The 12,040-nt window shown below is 35.1% G+C and carries 11 protein-coding genes; 10 read left to right on the top strand and 1 reads right to left on the bottom strand.

Annotation, left to right across the window (positions count from 1 at the left end; translation table 11 throughout):
* The first annotated feature begins 11 nt into the window (after positions 1–11).
* The 10 genes from DS742_RS09870 (at position 12) to DS742_RS09810 (ending at position 10,797) form a co-directional block, all read left to right on the top strand.
* A complete protein-coding gene (locus tag DS742_RS09870; protein WP_117416834.1) occupies positions 12–1,097 on the top strand; it encodes an ABC transporter substrate-binding protein in 1,086 nt (361 codons plus the stop codon).
* A 105-nt stretch (positions 1,098–1,202) separates the two neighbouring features.
* A complete protein-coding gene (locus tag DS742_RS09865; RefSeq protein WP_117416833.1) occupies positions 1,203–2,288 on the top strand; it encodes an ABC transporter ATP-binding protein in 1,086 nt (361 codons plus the stop codon).
* The gene (locus tag DS742_RS09860; protein ID WP_117416832.1) at positions 2,278–3,933 is read left to right on the top strand and encodes an ABC transporter permease; all 1,656 of its coding nucleotides are present in this window, start codon (positions 2,278–2,280) and stop codon (positions 3,931–3,933) included. Before DS742_RS09865 ends, DS742_RS09860 begins: the two co-directional genes overlap by 11 nt.
* 261 nt (positions 3,934–4,194) lie before the next feature.
* Positions 4,195–5,400, top strand: a complete 1,206-nt coding sequence (locus DS742_RS09855) for a DUF6348 family protein (protein ID WP_117416831.1) — start codon at positions 4,195–4,197, stop codon at positions 5,398–5,400.
* Positions 5,401–5,570: 170 nt separating this feature from the next.
* Positions 5,571–6,173 carry a hypothetical protein gene (locus DS742_RS09845; RefSeq protein WP_147325762.1) on the top strand — a complete coding sequence of 201 codons (603 nt, stop codon included), beginning with the start codon at positions 5,571–5,573 and terminating at the stop codon, positions 6,171–6,173.
* A gap of 22 nt (positions 6,174–6,195) precedes the next feature.
* Positions 6,196–6,987, top strand: a complete 792-nt coding sequence (locus DS742_RS09840) for a histidinol-phosphatase HisJ family protein (protein ID WP_117416828.1) — start codon at positions 6,196–6,198, stop codon at positions 6,985–6,987.
* A 14-nt stretch (positions 6,988–7,001) separates the two neighbouring features.
* Complete coding sequence (locus DS742_RS09835) at positions 7,002–7,610, top strand: sugar O-acetyltransferase (protein WP_117416827.1); 609 nt, start codon at positions 7,002–7,004, stop codon at positions 7,608–7,610.
* A 176-nt stretch (positions 7,611–7,786) separates the two neighbouring features.
* On the top strand, positions 7,787–8,401 hold the full coding sequence (locus DS742_RS09830; RefSeq protein WP_117416826.1) for a nitroreductase family protein: 615 nt from the start codon (positions 7,787–7,789) through the stop codon (positions 8,399–8,401).
* A 1,034-nt stretch (positions 8,402–9,435) separates the two neighbouring features.
* Complete coding sequence (locus tag DS742_RS09815) at positions 9,436–9,783, top strand: cupin domain-containing protein (RefSeq protein ID WP_117416824.1); 348 nt, start codon at positions 9,436–9,438, stop codon at positions 9,781–9,783.
* A gap of 147 nt (positions 9,784–9,930) precedes the next feature.
* Positions 9,931–10,797, top strand: coding sequence for an AraC family transcriptional regulator (locus tag DS742_RS09810; RefSeq protein ID WP_117416823.1), 867 nt, complete (start codon positions 9,931–9,933; stop codon positions 10,795–10,797).
* Positions 10,798–10,862: 65 nt separating this feature from the next.
* On the opposite strand, the gene DS742_RS09805 is transcribed toward DS742_RS09810, so the two are convergent.
* Positions 10,863–11,792, bottom strand: coding sequence for an alpha/beta hydrolase (locus DS742_RS09805; protein ID WP_117416822.1), 930 nt, complete (start codon positions 11,790–11,792; stop codon positions 10,863–10,865).
* Between the last annotated feature and the right edge of the window lie 248 nt (positions 11,793–12,040).

Here is a 12,040-nt window from a genome sequence, read left to right as displayed (position 1 = left end):
GGAACAAAATAATGAAAAAAGGTATTGGGTTACTAATGGGGTTGATTACGGCAGTCTCTCTTGCAGGCTGCGCAAGTACAGCGGCTGAATCAACAACTGCCGCACAAACTGAAACAACAAAAGCGGCAGAAGAAACAACAGCAGCAAAAGCGGCACCGGGGGGCGGAAATCTGGTTATTTATTCACCTAACTCCGAAGGACTTATGAACGCCACCATTCCTCTGTTTGAAGAAAAATATGGAGTCAATGTGGAAGTAATCCAGGCAGGCACCGGTGAATTGGTAAAGAGAATTCAGTCAGAGATGAATGATCCATACGCAGATGTCCTTTTTGGAGGTTCCTGGTCACTGGCATATGACAATAAGAGCCTTTGGGAACCATATGTATCAGTGAATAATGACAATGTGATTGATGCTTACAAAAATACCTGCGGTTTTATTGCGGGTAACGTATTAGACGGCAGCGTATTAATTGTGAATACAGACCTGATTGGAGATATTGAAATTAATGGCTACAAAGACCTGTTAAATCCCGAGTTAAAAGGGAAGATTGCTACTGCAGATCCGGCCAATTCCTCCTCTGCTTTTGCACAGCTTACCAATATGCTGCTGGCAATGGGAGGTTATGAGGATGCTGCAGCGTGGAAATACGTAGAAGACCTGTTTACCAATGTTGATGGTAAAATCTGTGAAAGCTCCTCCGCGGTTTACAAAGGAGTTGCAGATGGTGAATATGTAGTGGGGCTTTCCTATGAAGATCCGTGTGCGCAGCTTGTAAGAGACGGCGCACCCGTTAAAATTGTATATCCAAAAGAAGGAACCGTATATCTGCCGGCATCAGCAACGATCATCAAGGGCGCAAAAAATATGGATAATGCAAAATTATTTATCGATTTTATATTAAGTGATGAAGTACAGAATATATGGGGAAGTACGTTAACAAACAGGCCGGTTATCAAGGATGCAAAGACAAGCGACTTCATGAAACCTATTTCTGATATAAAAGTAATTGAAGAGGATATTCCATATGTAAGTGAGAACAAACAGAAAATTGTTGACAGATACACAGAAATTTTCACTGATTTACAGAGCAAATAAAACTTAAAAATATAAAGCATTAACGTCTAAAGCATGGAACAAAACCCATGCTTTAGACAATCAAGGGATCAGTTTACAGTTTCTGGAAAGGGTAAGGTTGGGTAAATGAGCAAAATTTCAATTAAAAATGCTGTGAAAAAATATGGAGAAAATACTGTCATTCCACAACTGAATGCTGAGATAAAAGATGGGGAACTATTTACGCTCCTGGGTCCTTCCGGTTGCGGAAAGACAACATTACTCAGAATGATTGCAGGATTTAATTCCATTGAGGGGGGAGATATTCTGTTTAATGACACCCGTATCAATGATATGGATCCAAGTAAAAGAAATATTGGTATGGTGTTTCAAAATTATGCCATTTTCCCCAATCTTTCAGTACGGGATAATGTAGCCTTCGGATTAAAAAACCGAAAAGTAGAAAAAGAGACTTTAAAGGCAGAAACAGATAAGTATCTAAACCTGATGCAGATTATGCAATATGCAAACCGCATGCCAAATCAATTATCCGGCGGGCAGCAGCAGCGTATCGCTCTTGCAAGAGCGCTTGTAATATCCCCAGACGTATTACTGATGGATGAGCCTTTATCGAATCTGGATGCAAAACTACGTCTGGAGATGCGGAGTGTCATTCGTCATACACAGAAAAATGTTGGTATTACTACTGTATATGTAACCCATGATCAGGAGGAAGCAATGGCGATCAGCGATACAATTGCTGTTATGAAAGACGGGGAGATTCAGCACATAGGAACTCCAAGGGACATTTATCAAAGACCATGTAACGTTTTCGTGGCAACCTTTATCGGAAGAACCAATATCATGGAGGCAAAGGCAGATGCTGGCAAGATTGTATTTAAGGATGGGTATCAAGTAGAACTTCCTGTGTTAAAGAATGCAGGAAATCAGGAGGTTTTGTGCTCCATCCGTCCGGAAGAATTTGTTATCTGTAAAGATTATGAGACAGGAATCAGGGGAACTGTTAAGGAATTTACCTATTTAGGATTGAATACACATTACAGCATTGAGCTGGAAGGTGGGAACATCGTAGAGATCGTAGAGGAATCTTCCATAAAAGAAGAACTGCAGCCTGGCCAGAAAGTGATGCTGCAGGTAAAGAAAGAAAAAATTAATGTATTCAATAAAAAAGGTGATACGAATCTGGTAAGGAGCGGGTTTTATGAAGAATAATAACAAATTCCGTTTGGATGTATGGGGATTCATTACGCTTGCTGCAATTGCATTGTATCTGCTGTTTCTGATTTACCCTATGGCTTATTTGATAAAACAGTCTGTGATAGACAGTGAGACCGGGGCCATCACAATGGCTAATTTTGCAAAGTTCGTATCAAAGAGTTATTATTTTGATACCCTGTTTAACAGCTTTAAGGTATCCATTGCTGCGACGTTATTATCATTGGCGATTGGAACACCGTTAGCATATCTGTTCTCTGTATTTAAGATAAAAGGGAAATCCATTTTAAATATTCTGATTATTGTGGCATCCATGTCCGCACCATTTATAGGCGCGTATTCCTGGATTCTGTTACTGGGAAGAAGCGGGGTTGTTACAAAATTTTTTAAAAATATAGGGATCACCATTCCGCCTGTCTATGGGTTTACAGGAATTGTTCTGGTTATGACATTGCAGTTATTTCCTCTTGTGTTTTTATATGCGAAAGGAGCTTTGAAAAACATAGATAATTCTCTGATCGAAGCAGCAGAGAATTTAGGGTGCTCAGGCTTTCGGTGTTTTTTCAAAGTTGTAGTACCGTTAATTACGCCTACGTTATTGGCAGCAGGACTTTTGGTATTTATGAGATCCTTCGCTGACTTTGGTACACCGATGCTGATTGGAGAAGGTTATCGTACATTCCCGGTAGTTCTATACACAGAGTTCATTAATGAGGTCAGTGGAAACGATGGTTTTGCAGCCGCAATTGCGGTGATTGCTATTGCAGTTACGACAGTCGTATTTCTGTCACAGAAGTATGTATCGAACAAGAAGTCATTTTCACTAAATGCTCTGCACCCAATGGAAGAAAAAACAGCACATAAGCATATTTCGTGGATAGTTCATTTGTTTTCTTATCTGATTGTGGGAATTGCAGTTTTACCCCAATGCTATGTGATTTACACATCCTTTAAAAAAACGGAGGGAAAGATATTTACGTCTGGATATTCTTTGGAAAGCTATATAACGGCATTTGGCAAACTGGGTAAGAGTATTCAAAATACGATTATTATTCCAGTACTTGCATTAATTGTGATTGTAATTCTGGCAGTTGTGATTGCATATCTGGTAGTGCGCAGAAGAAATATACTGACAAACGCAGTTGACATTTTATCCATGATCCCATACATAGTACCAGGTACTGTTCTCGGTATTGCATTATTAAATGGATTTAATAAAAAGCCTTTGTTAATCAGCGGGACCATGTTAATTATGGTAATCGCTTTGATTATACGAAGACTTCCTTATACGATTCGTTCTTCCGTAGCGATTCTTCAGCAGATACCCATAAGCATTGAAGAGGCAGCAATTTCACTTGGTGCTTCTAAAATGAAGGCATTTTTTCGCATCACAGTTCCGATGATGTCTGCAGGAATTCTATCGGGAGCAATTCTTAGCTGGGTAACTATGATTAGTGAATTGTCTACTGCAATTATTCTGTATACCGGGAAGACAAAGACATTGACCGTTGCAGTATATACAGAAGTGGTCAGAGGAAATTATGGAACGGCCGCCGCGTTGTCTGCGATACTTACAGCCTTGACCGTTGTATCCTTACTCGTATTTAATAGATTTAATAAAGGAAAGGACTTAAGTTTGTAGATGAGAATAATAATAGGAATGTATGGATATGACTAAATATATAAACAAATACTCTTCAAAATTTTTGCCCCTCCAAATTTGTAAAGTTTGGAGGGGTGATTTATTTAATTTAGAAACAAACCATGAGTTGCAGAGATATCTTTGGATAATAATTATTTGATTGAATCATTTTACAATATATCATAAAATAAAGTATAGTATAAAAGGCGCGTTATTTACTTTAGTACACAATATTATTTTACATAGAGAGGGAAAAGAAAAATGGTTTTTCTCAAGAAATTTTTTAATGGAAAGGATAATACAAAGAGCCAGGAGGAAACGGTTGATGATATTATTCTTCAAATTTTAAAGGAAGAAGTGATGTTAAAAAACATTCAGTCTGAAATCATAAACAATGAACTGGTAATAAATGAATGCAAGATGACTATAAAAGCAGGAGTAAGCAATAAAACTCAACATCAAAATGCAATAGTACTCCAGCTTGATTTTATCATTAAGCATGAAAATTTTGATACTGAAATTTTGGAATCTGTAGCAGGAATCGGAAGGAAAAATGACATTTATCATGCAATAAGAAATGGTACTGCCAGTTTTGTTTCTAACGTTTTAGAGGTAATAGCTGATGGGTTTTGTGATACACATAATCCGGAACTTGATTTTGAGACGTTATTAGGAGATCGCCAGCAGATATGGCATCCTAAAATAGGGGGATTGCATGCACAGGGATATTACGGCATAAATACTATTGATAACAGCAGAATATTCAATATATTGAAAGATGAAATCGTACCGAGATTAGGAACAAAACGTTTTTACTGGATTAAGGTATATGTATCCCGCCAGGCAGATGGGGAAATCATTACACAATGTACTTTTAACAATGAACCATTTTTAAAAGCGCAGCAAAAAATGGAAGAGTATGCCCAAAGCTGGAATACAGGGAACCAATTTAAAGGAGAAAAGCAATTTATACTTATTAGACAATGCGATAAAACTTGGAGACAGGGAAAATATAATTATGAAAATCTGAAAAAGTATGTTTTTGGAACGATAGAATTATTTGAGAATTGTTCAACTGAGGCAGATTGGGAAGGACTTTTTGAAAGTATAGCTGACTTGACGGGGGATATAGACTTAGCCATTGAACTATATTCTTTTATTCCTGAATTGTATTGTAAATTTACCTTGCCTGAAATTCAATATTCCGATGAAGTCGTATTAATTAAGCCTGACGGGTCTAAGACTAATGTATATTTATCACAGTTAAGCAGATTAACTCTCATCAAAAGATTAATAAGAGAAAAATTGAATACAGGTTTTGATAAAGACAAATATAACCATATTTTATTTCAGAGTGCGACGTTCAAAGCAATTAATAACGCTCTCAATCAGGGAGGTGAACTGGAAAACCTTGCAACCCTGCCGTTAGCTATTAATGTTACAGAAGATTATAACCCATTAAATTAATCTAAAGGTGATTTTATAATGTATAAGAAAAGTGCTGTTTTTAGCTTTATTTTTATTTGCTGTGTTATAATTTCAGGCTGTCAGAAGATGGATTTTACAGAAGTTACAACTAATACAAATGAATATGCTTCTTCCAATAATAATGTAGAAACAAAGAATCAGGATTCTATATGGTTATTTATAGAGATGGCGAACAACTATCCGCTTCCTATATCACACAAAATGACGATGATGGCGAAATAAAATTGCAAGGAACAATACAATTAGATAATGCTTCATTTATTTTGCAAAATGAAAATAATAATATAATTTTTAGAGGCACAATTAAACCTGATACCAAGGAAGGTGATTTATTAGATGGAACCTTTACAAATGTTGAGAAATCCCATTTTTCCCTTGTGCATACGCATGCAATAGGCAATACATATGAAAAACGCTACTCCATACCTGGCACTAATACAGAGGATATAGAAGAATTTGCAAAAAAAATCAAAGAATATATTATTGAAAATAATAAACAAGGCTTTGCAGAACTTATTGATTACCCCATTAATATAAAAACAAATGATAAAAAAATTGCCATTAATAGTGCAGAGGAATTCGAAAAAAAATATGATGATATAATAAACTCTGATTTTAAACTTGCACTTTCAAAAGCATATACAAAATATTTAAATAGCAACCCTACAGGAATTATGCTTGCAAATGGAAAGATATGGATAAACTATATGAACGATAAAGAAGGTTTAAGAATTTTTGCAATTAATAACTAATGTCTTAATTTGAAGGGGAACCATGAAATATTTTGCTGATTATCACGTACATTCATATTATAGCGACGATTCAGACTGTATGATGGAAAATATAATAAAGCGCGGGATTAGCCTTGGTTTAAATGAGATTGCATTTACAGATCATGTGGATTATGGGGTTAAAACAGACTTAAATTGCGATTATAAAGCGTATTTTACAGAAATTGAAAAAATGAAAGAAAAGTATGGTAAAGATATTATCATAAAAGCAGGTATAGAATTTGGAGTACAAAAGCATACACTACTGCAGTTTGAGAGAGACTATGATACTTATCAATTTGATTTTATTATTTTAAGTAATCACCAGATCGACAATAAAGAATTCTGGAATTATGAATATCAGGAAGGAAAACCGCAGGAAGAATATCAGAAAAACTACTATCAGGCTATCCTGGATGTGGTGAAAAATTATAAAAAGTATTCAGTCCTTGGTCATTTGGATATGATTAAACGCTATGACAAATATGGTGATTTTCCAGATGAAAAAATAATGGAATATGTGGAACTGATTTTAAGACAGGTAATAGCTGATGGTAAAGGCATAGAATTAAATACTTCAAGTTTTAAGTACGGGTTAAAAGACTTAATGCCTTCTAAAAAAATATTAAATAAGTACTTTGAATTAGGTGGAACTATTCTTACAATAGGGTCAGATACACATGAGACGGAACATCTTGGTGATCATATTGAAGAAGTCAAAGATGTCTTAAAGGAAATTGGATTTAAACAATTCTGTACCTTTGAAAAAATGCAGCCAATTTTTCATCAATTGTAGAAGGAGAAGAAATTATGAACCAGAGAGAACGAATGTTAGCAGGATTACCATATAAAGCATGGCTGGATGGATTAGAGGAAGAAAGATTTGCGTGTAAACAGAAAATTTATGATTTTAATCAACTTTCACCGAAATTGAATGAATCAGTACCTGAAATGTTAAAAAAGATTATAGGTAAGACTGGAGAAAACATTTGGATTGAAGCGCCATTTCATTGTGATTATGGATGGAATATAGAAGTAGGGGAGAATTTCTTCGCGAATTATAATCTGACCATTCTGGATGTGGCCAAAGTTACAATAGGAAAAAATGCCCAGATTGCTCCTAATGTATCAATTTATACAGCAGGACACCCAATACATCCGGATACGAGGAATACAGGTTATGAGTATGGTATTCCAATTACTATTGGAGATAATGTCTGGATCGGAGGTAATGCTGTAATTCTTCCTGGTGTTACAATAGGGAATAATGTTGTTATCGGTGCAGGGAGCGTTGTGTCTAAGGATATACCAGATAATAAAATTGCAATGGGCAACCCATGTAAAATAGTGAGAGAAATTACAGAAGAAGACAGAATATATTATTTCAAAAAGAATGAATTTGATGTACCGATAGAATAGTTTCTGTAGATATTAACTATGGAAGAATTAAAATTCGAAACCTGTAGACATTTACACTTGTAGAAATTGAAAAGCTGTAGTACAATAGAGAAAGAACATACATTCGATTAGGACGAAAGAGTTAATATGAGTTAACATTCGTATAATGACATTCTAAAATATGATTGGAGTGAGATATGGAATTTAAACAAGTTATTGATAAAAGAAGAACTATTAGAGAATTTTCAAATGAAATAGTCCCTAATGAAATAATAGTTCAATCTCTTGAAGCTGGACTTAAGGCACCGAGTTATAATCATTTAAAACAATGGGATTTTATTATGGTAAGGGACTCCAAGATAAGATTAGCCTTAACTCAGACAGAAGAAATGATCGAAGAACTGTCTTCAGATTTATTACAGGCATTTGAAAACCATGATAGTTTAGCTAAAGCAATGTATCTGGATGCTATTCCAAAACAGAAGCGAATGATCTTAACTGCACCGGAACTATTGGTAGTAGTTTATAAGCCAAAGACACTTGTAAAAGACAGTAATAGAATCTATGACTTGAATTGTCTGGCGTCGGTATGGTGCTGTATTGAAAATATATTATTAAGCCTGGCTGAGCATGATGTTTTAGGTGTTACATTCATTCCTAAGAATACTGATAAAGTAAAAGACATACTGGCTGTACCAGATGAATTAGAAGTGGCGGCAATAATTCCCTTTGGTTATAAAGCTGAAGATAGTAAAATTATAGAGCAAAAAGAAATAGATTTAAAAACAAGAATACATATTAATGTCTGGTAAGGCACGTAAATTTATAATTAGAGCATATGTAGAAAATTATGTTATATGGGAATGATTTATTATGTGTTCGATTGGGGTATATTTAAACATTGCAAAAGGGGAAATACTTCCAGGACAAACTCATATGGAATCAACCCTTTTCCTCCAGGTCATGGAGGATGCAAAGGTTGTCACAGATGGTAACGGTTTCATAAGCCCCCCCAATGTCAATTTTTCAAAAAATCCCTTTAATAAAATATAGAAGTCTCTTTTTACTTCAATCTGGATTATTGCAATTTCAGGATACTTTCTGGGAAGTTCAGTTATGTTATTAAAATAAAAAAATATTTCTTTTGATGCTCAACATTCGCTTTTAATAGATCATTGAATTCTTCAAAAGTCATCTCCTCAGTACATTTTCTGCATTGTCTCTGCATTGCTGTTGCACGATTGCATAAATAATATCCTCTTTTTTCTTAAAATGTTATGTGAGGTTCCCTGGGCTAATGTTTAGCGCTCCTGATATATCTCTCATTTTAACTGATTCGAAGCCATATATGTTAAATAGATCCAATGCTTTATTAAGAATCTTTTCTTTTATATCTTCGCTCATTGAGATAATCCTTTCTTACTTTTTGATTAGTATAATTGTACTAAAATTACCTGGGTTTGTATATAGATAAGTAAAATAATTGTTGACAGAAAAAAGAAATAAATACCTTCTTCTGTTATGAAAGAGCCAGATATTGCTAATTCAGTTATTTACAAAGTTGAAGATGTTGTTTATGTGTTCGACACAGGTGCTACAACTTTTTTTGGAAGGAAATTAATTAAGGCAATTGAAAGGTTCAGGCCTTTTCGAAAGTTAGTCCTTTTTAATAGTCAAATGGATTCCAAACCGAAGGTAAGTACAGGAAAATAATATTTTGTAGATTAATTAACTTAATTTCTGCCGTTCTGGCCTTTTCTTTATCTATAAATATTGTTTTGATAAACATTTATCTGGGAAATGGGGTATATTAAAGTTTAAGATAAAATGAAGGGAGAATTTATCCATGAACAAATTTATTTTCACTGATTATTTTCATGATCCTCAGGGAAAAATCGCTAAACGGATGCTTTTCAAAAGCGATAATGTAATTGCGTTTATTCTAAACATCGCAAAAGGGGAAATACTGCCAGGACATACACATCTGGAATCAACTCTTTTACTGCAGGTTATGGAGGGGGACGCCAAGGTTGTCACGAATGGCAATGAAACTCCGCTGCAGGCGGGGGAGCTGATGCAGGTTGACGGACAGGAAAGCTTGCAGGTTATAAACATCGGCGAAAACGTCTTGCGCCTTTACGTTACAATTTCCCCAATGGGTTCAGAGGCATTTGCAGCAGATGCAAATGTATAACCTATCTTATCTAAAACCCTCAGTACGCTGGGGGTTTTATTATAAGTGGTGCATGGATTTTATTTATGATACGACTAAATTGTGCACAGAATATCGGATATATAAATGTATCCTATGATATTATGGTTGATGAAAGGAGGTTGTTTTATGGATTCAATAAGCAGTATGAATGAAGCATTATTATACATTGAAAATCACTTGACGGAAGATATCGATTATGGTGAGACAGCAAAAATCGCTAATTGCTCCGAATATCATTTTAAACGAATGTTTTCTTTCTTATCAGGCATCAGTTTATCTGAATATGTTCGAAGAAGAAGATTAACATTAGCAGCACTTGATTTGAGGGATAAAAATTTCAGAATAATTGATGTTGCTGTGAAATACGGTTATAACTCAGCTGATTCATTCGCCCGTGCTTTTCAAAGCATGCATGGTATTCTGCCCTCTGAGGCAAGAGGTGAACAGACAAAACGAAAGGCTTATCCAAGAATGACTTTTCAATTATCAATTAATGGAGGATGCGAAATGAATTATAGAATTGTGGAAAAAGAATCGTTTAAAATAGTAGGATTTAAGAAAAGAGTACCAATTATTTTTAATGGTATAAATCCGGAGATTGCAAAAATGTATGAACTTCTGACTCCTGCAATTATAGAACGATTGAAAGCGCTGTCAAATATTGAACCTACAGGTATTGTCAGTGCTTCAACAAACTTTTCCGAAGAAAGAATGGAAGAAAATGGAGAACTGGATCATTATATCGGTGTAGCAACCGCAAGCAGAGAAACAACCGGATTTGACGAGTTAGACATTATTGCTGGTACCTGGGCCGTTTTTGACTCGGTAGGACCATTTCCTGAAACGCTTCAAAACGTGTGGGGAAGGATTTACTCAGAATGGTTTCCTGCGTCGGGATATGAGGCAGTAGAGGGACCTGAAATTCTTTGGAATGAAAGTAAGGATACTGAGAATCCGAAATACAGAAGTGAGATCTGGATTCCGGTAAAGTAATCCAGAGGCATTGAGAAAGAAAAATCTCGATGCCTCTGCTTTTATATGGTACATGTTTTTTCCTCCTAATGTAAAGCTTCATTTAATTTTGTACACACCAAATCAAGAGCATCCCGGGCTTCCTCAACCGTTCTTTGCATATTGAAAAAGCCGTGAATAATTCCGTCATATCTCTTAAGGCATACGTCAGCACCAGCTTCTGATAAGTTCTTTGCATAGTGTTCGCCTTCATCTCTTAGCGGATCATATTCACATGTAATAATGCATGCATCTGGTAGATCTTTGAAACTTTCTGCTAGTAACGGTGAAGCCAGGGGATTCTTAGCTTCGCTTAAATCATTTAAATATTTAGGAACATACCATCCTTCAATTGCATGTGTTTCCAGTCTGTATCCCTTTGCGTTTTCAACTCTGGATAAAGGCTTTGTTATTCCAAGCAAATCAAACATTGTATTAATCAATACGTGATAAGTAATTGAAAATTCTTTTCTTTCTCTTGCCATCTGAGTAACCGCTGCCGTAAGTGTTCCGCCGACACTGTCACCACCAACCGCAATTTTATCCGGCTGTATATTTAATTCTGCTGCATTGTCATATACCCATTTTATAACGGAATAACATTCTTCCCCTGGATCAGGAAATTTGTGTTCTGGAGACAGACCGTAATCGATGGATACTACAGTGCAGTTCACTTTGTTTGTTATTTTGCGGCATATAGAATCGTAAACTTCCATGCTTCCAAAAATAAATCCTCCTCCGTGTATCCAAATAAATGCAGGGTGAATACCCTTGGTTTTGGGGTTATAAATTCTGATTGGAGTATCTCTTTTTGCAGTTTTAATGGTACGATTGATCACAGTTCCTACATCAATTACATCTCCTTTAAAATCATCCCAGCTTTTTTCATAATACTCTCTAAACTGTTCAATACTAAGGGAATACATACTGTCAAAATCTGTTTCTAGTAATTTGTTAAATATTGGATTTAACGGCATAATAAAAACCTTCTTTCTTAAATAATAATTTTATATTAGTTAACTAATGACGAGATTATAACAAAACTAGTTGAATAAATCAACTAAAATAAACTATTTTTATTTTAAAAGAAACTATCTTTTTATAAAAATTCTATTTAGAGATTAATCTTTACATTATAATATATATTATACTAACATGCGAAATGACAAAAAAACACTGTAGTAATAAGTTGACAATATATAGTAAAATATATATAATATAGTTG

The sequence above is a fragment of the Lacrimispora amygdalina genome, assembly GCF_003432035.1.
Classification (GTDB): domain Bacteria; phylum Bacillota; class Clostridia; order Lachnospirales; family Lachnospiraceae; genus Lacrimispora; species Lacrimispora amygdalina.
This window is presented reverse-complemented; position numbering and strand designations above follow the sequence as displayed.